Origin of the sequence: Luteococcus sanguinis, from assembly GCF_039527675.1 — a bacterium.
GTDB classification, from domain to species: Bacteria; Actinomycetota; Actinomycetes; order Propionibacteriales; family Propionibacteriaceae; genus Luteococcus; species Luteococcus sanguinis.
The window spans coordinates 76,235-93,021 of record NZ_BAAAKI010000025.1; the positions used below are offsets into that span (position 1 = coordinate 76,235).

A 16,787-nucleotide genomic window follows, 5' to 3' on the forward strand; every position below is an offset into this window, starting at 1 on the left:
TCGTTCACTTCCAGGTCTTGAAACCGGGCAGGGGCTCGCCCGCCCCATTGACGGCCGCGTCGATCCACAGCTTGCCACTGACGTCCAGCTGCTTGATGTCGTTCTCGACCATGATCTTCGCCAGCTGCGGTGTGAAGACGGTGGCCTCCCAGCCCAGCTTCTCCTTGGCCTTGGTCGGGTCGCCGATCAGGGCGTCGACCTCGGTGGGGCGCAGGTAGCGCTCGTCGAACTCGACGTACTTCTCCCACTCCAGGTCGACGGCCTCGAAGGCGAACTGCAGGAAGTCGCGCACGGTGTAGCCCTTGCCGGTGGCGAGCACGAAGTCTTCGGGCTCGTCGACCTGCAGCATGCGCCACATGCCCTCGACATACTCGGGCGCGTAGCCCCAGTCACGGATCGAGTCGATGTTGCCCATGTAGAGCTTGTCCTGCTTGCCGGCCTTGATGGCGGCGACGGCGCGGGTGATCTTGCGGGTCACGAAGGTCTCGCCACGACGGGGCGACTCATGGTTGAACAGGATGCCGTTGACCGCGTGCAGGTCGTAGGCCTCGCGGTAGTTCTTGGTGATCCAGTAGGAGTACATCTTTGCGGCGCCGTAGGGCGAGCGGGGGTACATCGGGGTGTCCTCGGCCTGCGGCGGCGGGGTGGCGCCGAACAGCTCGGAGGTGGAGGCCTGGTAGAAGCGCGGGCTGATGCCGGCCTGGCGGACGGCCTCCAGCAGGCGGACGGTGCCCACACCGGTGGTGTCGGCGGTGTGCTCCGGCTCGTCGAAGGAGACGCGGACGTGGCTCTGCGCGGCCAGGTTGTAGACCTCGTCGGGCTGGATGCTGTCCATCAGGGTGACCAGCCGGGCGCCGTCGGACAGGTCGCCATAGTGGAGCATGAGCTTCACGTCCTGCTCGTGCGGGTCTTCATAGAGGTGGTCGATGCGGTGGGTGTTGAAGGTGGACGCGCGACGGATCAGCCCGTGCACCTCGTACCCCTTGCCCAGCAGCAACTCAGCAAGGTAGGAACCGTCCTGGCCCGTGATGCCGGTGATGAAGGCCTTTTTGGCCATGGCTTACTCCATTTCCCCGTTGTGTTCTACTGGTTACTGTTCTACCGCGGTCCGCTGGCGTGCGTCGACGAGATCACGCAGCCACCCCGAAACACGCTCAACGGCCGAAGCAGCCGTCAGGTTCTGTTCAGCGAAGAGCTTGGCGCTTCGCCCATATTCTCGCGCGCGGTTGACAGAGCGGGCCATGTCTTCCACCGCCGCCAGCAGCGCTGCCGGGTCACCCGGCGCGACGACCGGACCCGCGCCGGCGGCGAGCACCTCGTCAGCGGTGGCGCTGTCGCGTTCGGTGGCGGCCACCACCGGAATACCCTGGACGAAGTACGAGGTCAGCTTGCTGGGGACGGCCGACTCGCGCAGCCCCGGCTTCTCGTTGACGATCAGCACGTCGGCGGTCTGAAGGATGGCGGAGTATTCGTCGTCGTCAAGGGAGGGGACGAAAACCAGATGCTTGGTGCCCTTGGCCGCCTGCTCCAACGCCTCGCGCCGCGAACCATTGCCCAGCAGCCCAAATACGACCTCCGAGCCCTTCTGGTCTGCCAGCCGTGCGGCCTCGACGACGTTCTCCAGCCCCTGCTTGGCCCCCATGTTCCCGGTGTGCAGAGCGATGTACTTGGCGTCGCCGAAGTGCTTGCTGCGCACCTCGGCGGGGTCGGCCTTGCTGGTGGTGTCGATGTGGGACCAGTTGCGCGAGACCTGCACCTTCTCGGCCGGGACGCCCAGGTCGTCGATCACGTGGCGCGCGAAGCGGTCGTGGATGACCAACACGCCGTCCGCGGAGCGGAGGATGGCCGATTCGAGCTTCTGCAACAGCTTGCCGCGAAGATCACTGCCGCCGATCTCACGCGCACCGTTGGAGTAGAGATCCTGCACCCACACGATGACGGGCGGCTGCCCGGGGAACTTGGAGCGCAGGACTTGCAGCCCGGAGCTGATCAGAGCGGGGCTGATAGTGACGACCACGTCGGGGCGCTGCCAGCTGCTGAGTACCGCGCCCAAACCGAAGGTGAGCTCTTGCACCACCCGGGACAGGCCCATGCCTCCGGAGCCGATGACGTGGCGGACCCGGCGGACCGGGAGCCCGTTGCGGTCGTCCCGTCGCGTGAGGCCGGTGAAATTGGTGTAGTTGGTCCATTGCGGATAGTGCGGGACACCTGTGATGACCCGGACCTGGTCACCGCGCGCGGCGAGGCCCTCGGCCATCGCCGTGGTGTAGGGCGCAATGCCCGAGATCTCGGGGGCATAGTTCACCCCGATGACCAGAATCTTCATGCACTACTCCTTCGGCGTACGCCGAAACGCGCGCCTGTTCCCCGAGTGTTCAGCGGTGCCCCGTTTGCGTAGGGCGGTCCACACGACGCCATGACTCTAGCGGCACGGACTTGGCGGGCTCGGCGCCTCTCATGGGTATCTCAGGTGGACATCAGCCCGCAAATTCCACGGGATAACCTTCTGACTAGCACTACTATTGAAGCCTTCGTACCTAACCTTGGGGGGACCCGTATCTGTCCAGCAGCTGGTCACGGATCGCACCGATGGAGAACTCGCCGCTCACGGTGGCGAAAGCACGTTCACCCGCCGCGCGGCGCAGCCCGGCGTCGCGAAGGTAAGGACGCATTGCCTCCGCCAGCTGCGATGGCTCGGGCCCGGAAACCGCCCCGGATCCACTCCTGATCAACATCGGGCCAAGCTCACAGCTGTCCGTGACGATGGCGGGAATGCCAGCGCGCAGGGCCTCCAGAACCGTCATGCCGAATGGCTCATTGACCGACGGAAGCACGTAGAGGTCAGCTGCCTCCATGTAGGCGGCGCACTGAGCGCGTCCCGCGGGTCCGCGCCACTCGATTCTCTCGCCCAGGCCAGACTCGCGGATGAGGCGTTGAACCTCGTCGGCTGCACCCTCATCCGGCCCAACCAGAGTGAAGGTGACGTCGGGGAACTCGGGCGCAAGCTCGAGTGCTGCGCGTACGAATGCTCCCGGACGCTTGCGGGGCGCCAACCGCGCAAGAAAGAGAACATTCGGGGAACCCTCCGGGCGTGCGGGGGGCTCATGATCGACCAAGATGCCGTTCGGCAACACCTTGGCTTTCACCGCTGGGCCCGCCACTTGGTGGACGTCGGCCACCTCGGCCTCGGTCAGACAGAAGACGTTCTCGGCCCTGCGCAACACCCTCCGGGTGAGCGCAACGTCAAGCACCTTCGCCAATGCGCTGTCCGAGGGATCAATCATCCCGTGGGTCTGGACATGTACCCGGGCCCCGAGGGCCTGCGCAAGGGCGGCGGCCGGAAGGGTCAGCAAGTCCCTGGCGAGATGGACGTGCACGGCATCCGCGTTCCGGGCTTGACGAGCGAGCCAAACCTCGAGGCCAGGCGCAGCGAGGCCCGCGAAGCCGGTGCCAGGCATGAGGGTGCGTGCGGGAAACAGCTTGACTGGCGCGCCATCGATCGAGCTGGGGAGATCCTCCTCGAAGCCCATGGCGCCAGCAATAAGGGTGATATCGTGTCCTGCAGCAGCCAGGGCTCGACACTGGTCAACCGCGACAGTCGCAGGCCCGCCGTACACGTTGTCCGGGCTCAGGACAGCCAAGACATGGATGATCCTCATTTCACTTCTCTGACCTGCGACTGGGGGGCAAGCACGCGCGCCCCCTCGGGAACGTCCTTGTACACCAACGCCGTTGCGCCGACCACGGCGTCACGACCGACGGTGACGCCACGCAGGACGGTGGCTCGGGCAGCCACCCAAGCGCCGTCCTCGATGCTGATGGGCCCGTTGTCGTACTCGAACGCGACATCATCGGCTTGGTGACTCCCGGTGCACAGGAAGGTCTGCTGGGAGATGCAGACGTCTTCGCCGATCGTGATGGGCTCGAGATTCAGCAGATAGCTCCCGACGCCGATCCAGCTGTTGTCACCCACGGTCAGCTTCCACGGCCAGTGGATGCGGACATCGTTGCGAATGTTGACGTTCTCGCCGATCTGAGCACCGAACGCGCGAAGCACCTTCGCGCGAACCGAAGGGGGACAGAGGATCGAGCGGGTCAACGGCTCCGCCAGCATCGCCCAAGCTGCACAGACCGGGACGCTGCGTCCCTTGTCGTAGCCCTTCCCGGTGAATTCTGCCAAGCGCCTGAAGTGTCCGCCGGTCGGCTGCTGGTTGGCCATCGAATCCCCCCGTGTGCTTGGTGCGCGGGCCCTTGGGCTCCACACGACGACTGGCGCGAGCCTACCTCAGGCACTCCCTGCAGGCCTGAACCCTGATCCACCGACCGTGATTTCTGGTGGTTTCTCGCGTCGGTTCTGAGGGTCGTTCTTTGGTGTGGGCGCGGCGGGTCTGCCGGTCTGTCCGGCTTTTCCACGGGGTCCTCGGGTTGGGCCCTGCTGGGGCTGGGTGGTGAGGGTGTCGCGGTTCGGGGTGGGCTGGTCGCGACGGCGTGCAGGGCTTCCCAGGCGTCGGCCCAGGGCCAGTGGGTGGGTAGGTGCAGCACGAGCCGGCGGCCGGTGGCCGCGATCCGGGCCGGGACGTTGATGAGCTTGCGGCGCAGGGTCGCCCATCGTGCTTTGGTCAGGTTGGCGGCGATGGCGGCGGCTCGGGCGATGTTGAACGCGATCACCGCGAGGGCCACCCAAGCGGCGTTGGCGGCGTACTTGCCCGAGGGGAGGTGGGCCAGTGGCCCGTCCTTGAGTTCGGCGATGACCTGTTCCACGATCGCGTGGTCCCGGTGCAACTGGTCGGCCTCCACCATCGTGAAGGTGGTGTTGGTGATGAACGCATGGTGCCGGTAGGCGGCGAACAACTCTTGTTGCTCGCTGCCGTCGGAGGCGAGTGGTTGGAGCCGTTTGACCCGGCGCACGACCAGCCGGCAGGGCACGTGTTCGGCCTTGCGGCGGCCGGTGAACGCGACGAACCCGACTTCGGCGACCTCGGCGTCGGAGATCCACCGCTGTTCGGCCTCGTCGTAGACAGCCTGGGGGTACTTGATCGGCTGCCAGTCGTCCTCGGCGATCCCGGCGATCGTGGCACTCACCTTCTTGGTCATCCGGGCGGTGACCGAGAACCACGCCTTCGCCCGGAGCGCGGCGCCGACGAACGCCCACCCGTAGTACGCCGAGTCGGCCCGGCACAGCAGGTGGCCCTTCACTCCGGAAGCCCGGGCGGTGGTGATCGCTTGGGCCAGCATCCGTCCCGCGCCCCTGGCTGAGGAGGTGCTGCCCTTGCGGAGCCGGGCGCGGACGATCACCGGCGCCGCCAACGGGGTGGACAGGGCCGCAAGTTGGATGTTCAACCCCCGCACCCGGGTGTAGCCGTAGCCGGCGCCCTGCTTGCGGTAGCCGTGGACCTCGCGGATCGTGTCATCCACATCGAGGAACGCCAGCCCCTGGTCGGTGGCGGCGCCGGCGATCATGCCGGGCACCCGGCAGGTCAGACCCGCCAGCAGGTGTCCGCCGACGGCGTCGAGTTGCTGCACGTGCCCGTGGGTGAACGAGCGCAGGAACGTGCCCAACGTCGAGGGGGCCCGAACGCCGGCGAATAACCTGTCCATGCCGCCGTGGCGCAGCAGGTCCAGGTCATCGATGCTGTCCGCGCCGGCGAGCATCCCGCCCACCACACTGGCCGCCTTCACCGCAGCGTTCAGCGAGGTGACACTCACCTGCTCTGCCAGCAGGTCGTGCAGGCCGGCGGACTCGGCCAACAACATGGCCGGGACCAACCCGGCGGTCGACACCAGGTTCGGGTCATCGAAAACGGGACGGATCGTGTGAGAGGCTTTCACTTACGGAGTGACCTTCTGAGCAGCCGGATGTGGACGTCGTACTCAACATCCTCCCTGCTCAGAGGGCACTCCCGTTCCACGCCACGCCCACAACGTCGGTGGATCAGGGCTGAACACCAGCTGAGTGAACCGGGGCCGACACGGGCAGGGCGTCTAGACTCACGGCACGACTGGATGCGTTGCTCCAGCCCATTTCTCTGGGGGGGACGGTAGCTCTGTGCACAGGTTGGCCAACTTGCAGAGGGTCATCGGCTTCGGTGCCTCTATGGCGTTGCTTGCGGTGGCCTCCCTGATGATGATCCCCGCCATGGTAAGGGCTTCAGGCGCAGTCGCTTGGGGCGCCATGGCCCTAGGCCAAGCGGTGGGGAGTATCGGAGCCGTCTTGGTTGGTTACGGGTGGAACATGTCCGGGCCGGCCCAGCTTGCCGGCGCGGACCCAAGTCAAGCGCGCGCCCAATTCCTGGAATCGGTTTTGGCCCGTCTCGCTTTGATGATCCCGGTGTCGGCCGGAGTCATCCTCTTCACATGGTTCTCAGCTCCACCGGGTTTTCGCCTTCTAGCAATCGTCGGAGGGCTTTCGGCCACAACCATCGGTCTGTCCGCCAACTGGTATTTCGTCGGGATGGTCCAGCCCTGGGCGTTGCTGACCACCGAGACCCTCCCCCGGGTAGGCGGGACATTCGCTGGCACGGTCGCGATGTGGATGGGCGGTAACGCCATGGACGGAGCCGTTGGCCAACTGCTCGGTATGGTGACCGCCGTTGCACTCAGCGCAATCTGGGTGGTCTCCAGCGCGGCACGCAGAGGTGCCGAGAAGCGCCAGCTCAAATCGGTTCCTCGGGTACTCGCAGAGCAGAAGGACGGCGTCGTCGCCAGTGTTAGCAGTACAGCCATGGGGGCCTTACCCGTTCTGCTTGTTGCGCACTCAAAGCCCGCGGCCCAGCCGCTTTACGCGTTCGTGGACAAGTTGCAGCGTCAGATCGCCGTAGCCCTGGTGCCGTTTGTCACTGTCCTACAGGGATGGGTACCGCGAGGCGACAGATTGGCGCGAGCGCGCAGGACGATCCAGTTCGGTGCCTTGCTTGGACTGTTCCTCTCCGGATTCACGTTCTTGGCGGCACCCCTGTTGACCAAGATCCTGGGCGCCGGGGAGCTGCACACAACTTGGCAATTGAACCTCTGCATGGGGATCTTCGTAGGCATGGGGCTGTACGAACTGATGCTTTCTCATGCGGTCCTGTCCACGTTTAATCGTCTCCAGTTCGTAGCAGCCACGACCATCGTCACTGGGTTGATCTCTTTGGCGCTGATAGTTCCCGGGGTCCAGCGGTTCGACGCCCTGGGTGCCGTTGTTGCGGTGCTTTCTGGATTGTTCCTACGCGTGCTGAGTGAGGCGTGGCAGGGGCTCGTCACCGTAAAAGCCTTGGCATCATCGCTCGAAGAGAACTCGAGCCTCGCGGCCTCGGCGCAAGTCCCTCATAAGTCCGGAGCTCTGGACCGAACCGGCCCTCTCGCCGCCCCCCGGCAGCCGATCACCACCATCACTGATCAGAATGAACCAACTGGACCCCTTGGATCCGAGACAGATTAGGGAGAATCGTGGAGTTTCGAGACTTCTTCGGTACACTCAAGCGCCATCTGGGGCTGGTGTTGCTCTGCGCGTTACTGGGGGCGGGCGCTGGCCAAGCTGTTGCTCAGTTCACACCCAAGACCTATATGGCAAGCACGCAGACTTTCTACACCGTGGACAACAACGACATCACTCAAAGCACCAGCTTCACCGAGGGCCAGCTGAAGTCATACGCTGCCGCAGCGAATTCCGACCTCGTCCTCTCACCCGTGGCCAAGAGGTTTGGCAAGGACGTACTGGCGCTGTCCAAGCAGACCAGCATCTCCATCCCGACTGGCACCTCCATCATCGAGGTAGATGTCGAAGACTCCTCTCCTCAGCAGGCAGCTGATCTGGCCAACGCAATCAGCGAAGAGCTGCAGACTGCCACCGCTACCCTTTCTCCGAGCGCCAAGGATGCAAAGGGGGTCGCGACCAAGGCAACGGTCGTCAAGTCGGTGATCTTGACCACAGCAACCGCGCCCACTAAGCCCAGCAGCCCCAACATGCTTCTTGACACTGTTGTTGGACTGGCGCTCGGGCTCTTGGTGGGCATCGCAGCGGCTCTAGTACGCGGCGCTCGGGTGGCACGAGCGCAGGGGACCACGGGCGCGCACGTGGGGAAGGCTCATGAGACGAGCTAGTCCTACGCCCGGGTATGCCAGGCGACCCAATTGCACCTTCGAAGACCTTGCCGCAGGCGTCCTGATTTTCGGTGCGTTGGCTTCGAGTTGGAGCGGGGTCTACGTCGGTGGGTTCCAAATGGTTGATTTCAGCATCGCTGCCTGCTTCGGAATCCTCTTGGCTTCCTCTTGGGGCCGGGGGTTCATGTGGCACGGTCGCGTCCCGCCGTGGATCTGGTTCGGGGTATCCGCCGTCGTGATCGACGTCGCTGCGCTGACCTGGTGGCCAGTGTCGAAGTCGTATGTCACGCATCGAGTCGACCTCCTCGGGCTGCACGGTGAGCACGGCCCCACCTCGCTGATCTCTGGCTTGCAGTGGTTGGTGGCACTTTTCGTCCTGCCTACTTGCATGGCCGCCCTCGCGCCCGACAAGCCGAGACGGCTTGCCCAGATCATCTCTGCGTGGGCCTGGGGGGTTGGCGTTTCCTGCACTGTTGCATTGCTCGACAGCGCGGGCGTCACGGCCATCTCCGCCGGCCTCATTGACGTGGACTATTCAGGTCGCCAGGCAGGCCTCGGGTCACATGCGAACAGCCTAGGTGTTTCGGCCTTGCTCGCCTTCCCGATCGCGACATGGATCGCGCGACGACATGCCAAGCGAGGCGTCCTGCTTCAAACCCTCTTGGTCGTAGGAATCGTCCTTTCGGGCAGCCGCGGCGCCCAAGCCCTCTTGGTCGTTGTGATGGTGGGCATGGCACTGGTCCTCCCCCACGCCAGGCGTCCCCTTGCGATCTTGGGCCTCGTCGCGTTGGTGGCTGCACCCCTGGCAATGCAGGCGATTGGGGGGCTGGAAACCATTCAGGGAACGCTACTTCGTTTCGGGAACAACGAGGGCGGGGCGGACTCAAACGCCGAACGCACGGCGGTGGCATTGCAGGGTTTGGCGGACTTCTCGCAGCGCCCCATCTTCGGAGTCGGCCTCAACCAGATCACCTACGCGCACAACATCTACTTGCAGATGCTTTCGGCGGGTGGGGTGGTCCTCCTCACAGGGATCTTGCTCCTCCTGGCCTCTGTGGTCTGGGAGGGGATCCGTTCCTCCGAGCTCTCGGTCCTGGGCCTGTACTGCGTCATCAGCGTTGGCATCTGGATCGTCCTCGGCTTGGTGGAGAACAGCTTGGTCGACCGCTTCCTGTACTTCCCCATCGGGGTGATCGCAGGACTCTCGATACTGAGAGGTCAACGCGCCCGACCGAGTGCCCTGGGCACCTTGGCCTGACTAGGAGCGTTGCCTACCAGGCGGCCAGGACATTCGATTGCAGTGGGCGCAGTTCGCACTTCCTGAGAATCATGAGAAGATCATGAGGATTCCACCCCCGGGATCGCCACCCCACGCAAGGAACGTTCATGTCCAACACGCCCTTAACCCTGTCTCGCCGCACCCTTTTGGGGGCAACAATCGCGGGAGCTGCTGTCGTTGCTGGCCCAAGAGTCGTGGCCCATGCGGAGGGGACCCCTTCGCCCCAAGACCTCTACATTCACCCCTTGCTCGGCCGGGACGACAATTCCGGAGGCGTCGATGCACCACTGCGAACGCTTGACGGTGCCCTGGCGATGGCGACACAACGCCTCTCCCAGGGTTCGGGGAATGTCACCATCTGGCTTCGCGGCGGGCGCTACGAGCTCTCCACCCCTCTGGAGCTGCCGGTGTTGCCGAGCGGCGGCACAATCGCCTGGCGTGCTTACCCCGGAGAGACGCCGGTAGTGAGCGGCGCGCACGTCGTTCGAAACTGGCGCGAGACGGTTGTTGCAGGCAGGACCGCTTGGGTGACGGCTGCTCCCACCGGACAGGGCAAGGACGGCATCTTCCGTTCCCTGTACGTCAACGACGGGTGGCGCCCGCGCCCGGTCTTCCCCGCTGTCATGCACGAAGTGGTCAGCAGCCACCAGACCTTGGTGGACTTGCCCCGGGCCTTGCCCAAGTTCCTCCCCGGGACACCAGCCGCCAAGGACTCGACCGCCTTCAGCTACTCATCGGGTGCCCTGCAGAGCAACTGGCGCAACCAGTCCGACATCGACTTGGTCACCCCCACAGCCTCCTTCGACGAGCGGATGCCCATCAGGCACATCGCTGACGGTTGGGCGCAGGTGCATATCCGTCCCACCCCGGGTGACGAGGCGTGGCAGGATCGCCATTTCTATCTCGACAACGTCGGTGAAGCGTTGAGCCAGCCCGGCCAGTGGTACCTCGACCGGAGCGCGGGCACTCTTACGTATCTGCCTCTGGACGGTGAAACGCTTGGCAACACCCAAGTCCTCGCCCCCCACCTGACGCGCCTCATGCGCATCGAAGGGACCTTGGAGAGGCCAGCCGGCGGGCACAGTTTCGACGGGCTGCACTTCGCACATGTGGACCGCGACTATGCTCCGTTCAAGCGCCGCGCGGACGGCACCATCTGGATGCTGCAGCAGGGCGGGGCCTGCGTGGATGCGGCCATCAGCATGACAAACGTTCGCGACGTGTCTTTCACGAGGTGCGACTTCAGCGCGATGGGTGGAACTGGGCTTGAGATCCTGTCCAACAGTCGCCGGGTCACCGTTACTGGGTGCAACTTCTTCGACCTCGGTGGAGGTGGTCTCAAGGTGTCCTCCGACCTCATCGGTCCCGGGCACGATACGTACAGCACGGGATGGATCACGGTGCAGGATTGCACGGTGCGCAACTTCGGACGCGTCTTCCATCTCGCGACGGGGATTCTCGTCCAGGGTGTTCACCACGCGACCGTGCAATACAACGAGGTACACCACGGGTTCTACAGCGGGATCTCCCTAGGTTGGTCCTGGGATTACCAGTCGCGGGGCGTCCGCGACAATCTGGTGAAGTCCAACCACGTTCACCACCTTGGCTTGGGTCTTCTCTCCGATCTGGGTGGTATCTACACGGTCGGCCGCCAGGACAACACGTACGTGACGGACAACCACGTGCATCATGTGAACGGCTACGTGATGCCCTCCACTGGCATCTATCTCGACCAGGCCTCATCTCTGATCGAGGTCACAGGAAACACCGTGCATCATGCGGCCGAGGGTATCTGGGCCCCGAACGACGCCGCTGGCCTTGTCATCAAGGACAACATCGTGGCGGACAACGCACGCACCCAGATCCGAGTCGGCGGTGGCGAGAGCCGGTATTGGCTCGGTGGTGTGTCTTCATACGCTGCGGCGATCTCCAACAATGTCGTGGCGTCGAACGGTTCCGCACTGATCGAGACCATCAACCGTGCCATCACCAGCGACAACAACGTTCTCTGGAACTACGACGGCTCGCTGGACCCGCAGAATGGCATCTCCTCGGTTTCGGTCGAGATCGTCGACCTTGCGACCGGCCTAGTGGTCGCCTCGACTCACGTTCCTGCGGTGGGGGTGGGCGGCAACGCCTGTGTCTTCGCCTCTCTTGACGAGCCAGTCGTGCTCGAGGCAAACCATGAGTACGTTGTCGCCCTTCTGGCCATGAAGGGCGGGGCAGCGTGGCATCAGCCCCCGATCGTCAGCACCACTTCCGTCGCCTCGGTGGTCAGCGACACGTTTGAATGGATGCCCGCGGTGTACTCACGTGGGTCAAACAGCAAGTGCTTCGGGCCGGTGAACTTCACGTACGCCACTGCGCAGGGGCAGCAGCGCTTCGTGACCGGGACGTCACGGCTGGATCTTGTCGACCAGCGCAACGACTTCTCCGGGCACGTCGGCATGCTTATCAAGACGGGTTCGGCGCCACTCACCGTCGGACAGCTTGGTGCCTGGCCGCTCACGGCCAATGACAGTCCTCTGGATGAGTGGCGTGGACAGGGATACGACCACTCGTCCATTGTGGCGGACCCCGGATTCAGCAACCGAGCCGCAGGGAACTACAGCCTGAGGTCGGGATCGGCCGGCACTCAGAAGGCAACGCCTGGGAACCCCTTCCTCGCGGGTCCGCGCTGACGGTGGAGTACAGCACGGGGTCTGACTCAGCGGTTCAGACCCCGTGCTCTCGGCCAAGCACACAAAATCGCCCGATCAGATCTCGGTGATGCGCGCGGGCGTCATGCGCCGTCGCGGGAGGTCGGTGAGGGCCATGAATTGGCCTCGCAACCGCTCTCGACGCTCATCGGACTCCTTGCTTAGCAGCCCCCGGAGGTTTCCGAGCACCGGAATCACAATCAGCGGGGCGAGGTCTGCCCAACGGAGACTCCCCTTGTTGAGCAGGTAGATCGGGTTGGCCACTGAGCTGTAACCGAAGCGAATGTGCTGGGTGCGGCCACCAGAAGCGTTGCCTTGGTGTGCCACGACGCAGCGGGGGTCACGAACCAAGCGTCCACGCTTCGCCAAGCGCCTTGCGACGTCCAGATCCTCAAGCCACGAGTAGAGGGGCAGTTCCTCGTCGAACGGCGTGGCCACGACGTCGGCATATCGGATCGCCATGTTGCAGCCGTACAGCTGGTTCCACGTTTCTTGCTGCTCGACGCCGTCCAGGTCATGGGAGGCCTCAAGTGCCGAGGTGATCTCAGCCGGGGTCAACTCGATCTTCTCCGCTGCGCCGTCACGGGCCATTCGACCGGTCATCGCGATGACGTCTTGGGATTCGCTGAAGACAGCCTCCACCTGAGCGACGTAGTCATCTCGGGGAACCGAGTCATCGTCGAGAAAAATCACGACGTCGGTGTCGGCGTCCAGTGCCGCGACGCCTGTGTTTCGCTGACGGGACGCGCCCTTCCCACTCGTGACGACCGCCACGCCCTGGCGACCGCGGAGCTGAGCGGGGATTGCCACCGCCTCGTCCGGAACGCTGACCACTAGTTGAGAGAGAGGCTGGGTCTGGGACAGCAGCGCGTCCACGACGCGGACCAGAGCATCGTGTCGCTTTACGGACGGAACAACGGCGGAGATCTTCAGGGTCATCACTGCCTCAGCGTCTGGATCGGTACGTGCTCATTCCGGAGGCAAGCTTGCCATCCTCACGGTCCAGAGCAACTTGCCCAGAAGGGATTGCCAGCGCCCACACAGCGATGAGAAGAGCAGATGCCCCCAGCAGAACAGCCTGCAGACGTGAGAAGTGCGCCCCGTCCATGACCAGCGCTCCAGGGAAGATGCCGATGAAGATCAGCAGGACGATCGCCAGGCCGAGCAGCCCGACCATGCCACCCCAGCGACGGTCGGCGCGCTGCACAAGTTCGACCCCGGCCCAGACGACAGCCGGGAGCAGCATCGTGAGGTCGTAGTGCAGATGGGGGAACCCGACCAGCACCGCAACGGTCACCAACAACAGAGCTGCCCCCGGACGTCCAGCGCGTTGGACACGCAGCGCCAGAGCGGAAGCCGCTGCGACCAGGACGACGCCGATGAGCAGAGCGATCGTCTCGCTGGCGCCGAGGAGTGCGAACCACAGGCCGAAGTCGACCCGGCCCTCCAAGGGCTCTCCACCGCTGCGCGCACCCACTTGAGCGGTCTGGTCGAGCACCGAGCGGACGAGGGCGCCGAAGCCGCCGGCCAACCCGGAGAGTTTCACCACCATGGGCAGGCTCGCGAGGCCGGCCACGGCCGTACCGGCGAACGCAGAGCGCCACCGACGCAGCACCACCAGCGCGACAACCAGCGGGATTCCGTACTGGGGCTTCACCCAAGCGAGCGCGAGGAACAGCGCGCTCCACCACGTCCCTGGCGCCAACAGGGCCAGCAGTGCGCACAGAGCGGCGAAGGAGCCGACATTTCCCAGCCCCATGCCGACCGACGTCGGACGCCAAACCCACACAAGCACCACCATCGCGAAGCCCATTGCTGCGGGCGGCAGGTCGAGCCCGCCCCACTGGCCTGCCCGGCGTGACATCCACCAGCCCGCTGCGAAGGCGCCCAGGCTGGTCGCCATCGCCAAGAGGATCGAGTAGGCGAGCGTGGCGTTGTCCCAACCCATCCGCCCGATCGGATGCATCGCCGTCAACCACCAAGGGCCGTAGGGGTTGAATTCCTGGGAGTCCGGAAACATTGCCTCATGGGCGACCAGGTCGTAGGGGTTGCGTCCGGCATCGATCATCCGCCAAGGCAGCATGACCGTGTCACGGAAGTCGGTCATCACCGGGTTCTCGTAGGGATAGCGCGCTCCCCATGGCGCCCTGGCCAACCAGGTCGCCCAGGCGTAGCGCGCCGTCAGCAGTGCCCCCAGCACCGCCAGCACCACGACCCCGGCTCGCCTCCCCCAAACTCCTCGCATCATGTCTCCCCCCGCGACTCGGAACCACCCTAGGGGTCCGGCGAGGGGGGAGGCGTACTTGCCCAGCGACCCACAGCAGACCCACGGGTTAGTCTCATTCCATGCGAGGCCAGACCATTTCCCCCGAGATTTCCACCGCGCGCGAAACCTGGATCATCATCGGCGGCGGCGCCACCGGTGCCGCCATCGCCCTGCGCGGGAGCCAGGCTGGCCACCACGTCACGCTCGTCGACCGGGCGCCCACTGCGGGTGGCCTGACGGCGACCGAGCAGTTCACGATCAACGGCCAGAGCTTCGAGGTCGACCGCTTCTACCACGTGATCCTGGAGAGCGACGAAAGGGTGCTCGCGCTGCTCAACGAGCTCGGGCTCAAGGACACCATCCGCTGGACCTCCGCGCCCGCCGAGATCGTCGCCGACGGAAAGCGCTACCCTGCGACCAGCATCGTGCAGATGGCGACACTGCCGATGCTCAAGTTGACCGACCGGGCCCGCATCGGCGCCTCGGTCGCGGCCTCATTGGCCCTGCCCATGAAGCTCGCCAACCGCACCACGTCGGTGAAGTGGCTGCGCACCACGGCCGGGGCCAGTGCCATGGAGGCCTTTTGGACACCCATCTTGCGCGCCAAGCTCGGCACCCAGGCTGAGCGTGTCTCGGCCACCTTCGTCGTGTCCACCTTCCGTCGCCTCGTCAAGGCCATGCTCGACCAGAAGGGCAATCGCTTCGGCGTGCTGCCGGGCGGGTACGCCCCGGTCTTCGAGGAGATGCTGAGCCGGGTTCAGGCAGCAGGCGGTGAGATTCGCACTGGCGTGGCCGCTCAGTCCGTTGAGTCGCTGCCTTCGGGCGGGGTGCGTGTCACCCTCGACGACGGACAATCGATCGAAGGCGACCGCGTCTTCGTCACGACGCCGGCGCCCATCGTCGAAAGGCTGGTAGGCGCCCTCACCGACGCAGAGCGGCAACAGCTGAGCCGTCCGCTGTTGGGAGTCGTGTGCGGGAGTTTCCTCCTGGCCACCCCTCCGAACGACAGCTACATCACCTACTTGGTGGACGATCTGGGCCTCACCGGCGTGATCGGCATGCACGCCCTGCTGCCCGCCGAGCAGACCGGCGGCGCGAGCCTCGTCTACCTGCCGCACTACTGCGCTCCGGACGACGAGTGGTTCGAGCTCTCCGACGACGAGGTGCGCGCGCGAATGTTGGACGCTTTGGGCAAGGCCTTCCCCGACTTCACTCCGGAAGTGCTGGCCAGCAGCATCAACCGCGCCCGGCACGTCGTCCCACTTCCCGTCCCCGGGGCTGGCAAACCCCTCCCGTTCGTGACCAGCGTCCCCGGCGTGCACGTGGTGGGTACCGCCCAGAACACCACGGGAACTCTGAACGTCGAGGCCTCGCTTGAGCTGGTCGACGCGGCCCTGGACACACTGGTCGTCTGACTTTCTGAGAAACTGGCTCCGGCGAGAGCCGATCAAAACAAATCAGGGGGAAGCACATGAAGGTCTTGGTCGTCGGCGGTGCTGGCTATATCGGGAGTACAGTCACGTCCGCCTGCCTCGATGCTGGCCACGACGTGGTGGTAATGGATGATCTGTCGACGGGGCGTCGCGAGTTCACCGATGGGCGGACGCTCATCGAAGCCGACTTCGCCGACCGACGCGCTTTGGATGAGGTGTTCAGCGCTGGGGATGTGGACGCCGTTGTGCACTGCGCTGCGAAGATCGTTGTCCCCGAATCTGTCGCCGAGCCGCTCGCCTACTACGAGAACAACGTCGGCAAGACCCTCGACCTTCTCACGGCGATGGCCGACCACGGCGTCAACCGGTTGCTCTTCAGCTCGTCTGCCTCAATCTACGCACCCGACGACAACTTCACCGTGACCGAAGACTCCCCAATAGCTCCGGCGAGCCCTTACGCGCGCACCAAGGCAATGATGGAGCAGGTCTTCGGCGACGTGGCGGCTGCGAGCGCGCTGCGAGTGCTGAGCCTGCGCTACTTCAACCCCATCGGAACGGACCCCAGGCTGCGCACCGGCCAGCAGATCGAACACCCCACCCACGTGATGGGCAAGCTGCTCGACGCATGGCTCGAGGAGCGGCCATTCACGGTCACCGGGGTGGAGTGGCCCACGCGGGACGGGTCGGGAATCCGCGACTTCATCCACGTGTGGGACTTGGCCAAGGCGCACGTAGCCGCCCTGGAGCGCTTCGACCAGGTCACTGGGCGCGAGCCTGCTGTGGCCATCAACCTCGGCACCGGACGAGGGGTCACCGTCCGTGAATTGGTCGCTGCTTTCGAGGCTGCAACAGGCAAGCCCCTCGAGGTTGTCGAGGGCCCGCCCCGCCCCGGAGATGTCGCCGGTACCTACACCGTCAGCGACCGAGCAGCCAGGCTGCTGGGCTGGCGGTCTGAACTCACTGAGGTGGACGGCGTCCGTGACGCGATCGCTTGGCTACCCGTGCGGAAGCAGAAGCTTGGCTATTAG

The 16,787-nt window shown here is 64.9% G+C and carries 12 protein-coding genes and 1 pseudogene; 6 read left to right on the forward strand and 7 right to left on the reverse strand.

What is annotated here, in order from left to right; translation table 11 throughout:
- Positions 1-4: 4 nt before the first annotated feature.
- The 5 genes and pseudogenes from gmd to ABD089_RS13305 form a co-directional block, all read right to left on the reverse strand.
- Positions 5-1,057, reverse strand: coding sequence for a GDP-mannose 4,6-dehydratase (gene gmd / locus ABD089_RS13285; RefSeq protein WP_343886937.1), 1,053 nt, complete (start codon positions 1,055-1,057; stop codon positions 5-7).
- A 33-nt stretch (positions 1,058-1,090) separates the two neighbouring features.
- Complete coding sequence (locus ABD089_RS13290; RefSeq protein ID WP_343886939.1) at positions 1,091-2,326, reverse strand: glycosyltransferase family 4 protein; 1,236 nt, start codon at positions 2,324-2,326, stop codon at positions 1,091-1,093.
- A gap of 211 nt (positions 2,327-2,537) precedes the next feature.
- Positions 2,538-3,659 (reverse strand): glycosyltransferase, encoded by a 1,122-nt coding sequence (locus ABD089_RS13295; RefSeq protein WP_343886940.1) that lies wholly within the window; start codon positions 3,657-3,659, stop codon positions 2,538-2,540.
- Positions 3,656-4,114, reverse strand: a complete 459-nt coding sequence (locus ABD089_RS13300) for a DapH/DapD/GlmU-related protein (RefSeq protein WP_343886941.1) — start codon at positions 4,112-4,114, stop codon at positions 3,656-3,658. The genes ABD089_RS13295 and ABD089_RS13300 overlap by 4 nt, the downstream gene beginning before the upstream one ends.
- Positions 4,115-4,467: 353 nt before the next feature.
- Positions 4,468-5,829, reverse strand: a pseudogene (locus ABD089_RS13305) (IS1380 family transposase); the annotation flags it as partial.
- Between the two features lie 235 nt (positions 5,830-6,064).
- Here ABD089_RS13305 and ABD089_RS13310 point away from each other — a divergent pair.
- The 4 genes from ABD089_RS13310 (at position 6,065) to ABD089_RS13325 (ending at position 12,042) form a co-directional block, all read left to right on the forward strand.
- On the forward strand, positions 6,065-7,420 hold the full coding sequence (locus ABD089_RS13310) for a lipopolysaccharide biosynthesis protein (RefSeq protein ID WP_343886942.1): 1,356 nt from the start codon (positions 6,065-6,067) through the stop codon (positions 7,418-7,420).
- Positions 7,421-7,428: 8 nt separating this feature from the next.
- Entirely contained in the window at positions 7,429-8,082 is a 654-nt protein-coding gene (locus ABD089_RS13315) for a YveK family protein (protein ID WP_343886943.1), read from the forward strand.
- 118 nt (positions 8,083-8,200) lie between these two features.
- Positions 8,201-9,340: an O-antigen ligase family protein gene (locus ABD089_RS13320; RefSeq protein ID WP_343886944.1), complete on the forward strand. Its 1,140-nt coding sequence runs from the start codon at positions 8,201-8,203 to the stop codon at positions 9,338-9,340.
- Between the two features lie 128 nt (positions 9,341-9,468).
- Positions 9,469-12,042 (forward strand): right-handed parallel beta-helix repeat-containing protein, encoded by a 2,574-nt coding sequence (locus ABD089_RS13325; protein ID WP_343886945.1) that lies wholly within the window; start codon positions 9,469-9,471, stop codon positions 12,040-12,042.
- Positions 12,043-12,117: 75 nt separating this feature from the next.
- Here ABD089_RS13325 and ABD089_RS13330 read toward each other — a convergent pair whose 3' ends face one another.
- Together ABD089_RS13330 and ABD089_RS13335 are read right to left on the reverse strand one after the other, a co-directional pair.
- A complete protein-coding gene (locus ABD089_RS13330; RefSeq protein ID WP_343886946.1) occupies positions 12,118-12,999 on the reverse strand; it encodes a glycosyltransferase family 2 protein in 882 nt (293 codons plus the stop codon).
- 7 nt (positions 13,000-13,006) lie between these two features.
- Complete coding sequence (locus ABD089_RS13335) at positions 13,007-14,308, reverse strand: glycosyltransferase 87 family protein (protein WP_343886947.1); 1,302 nt, start codon at positions 14,306-14,308, stop codon at positions 13,007-13,009.
- A gap of 98 nt (positions 14,309-14,406) precedes the next feature.
- On the opposite strand from ABD089_RS13335, the gene ABD089_RS13340 reads away from it, so the two are divergent.
- Both ABD089_RS13340 and galE read left to right on the forward strand, forming a co-directional pair.
- Entirely contained in the window at positions 14,407-15,741 is a 1,335-nt protein-coding gene (locus ABD089_RS13340) for an FAD-dependent oxidoreductase (protein ID WP_343886948.1), read from the forward strand.
- 56 nt (positions 15,742-15,797) lie between these two features.
- Positions 15,798-16,787, forward strand: coding sequence for a UDP-glucose 4-epimerase GalE (gene galE, locus ABD089_RS13345; RefSeq protein ID WP_343886949.1), 990 nt, complete (start codon positions 15,798-15,800; stop codon positions 16,785-16,787).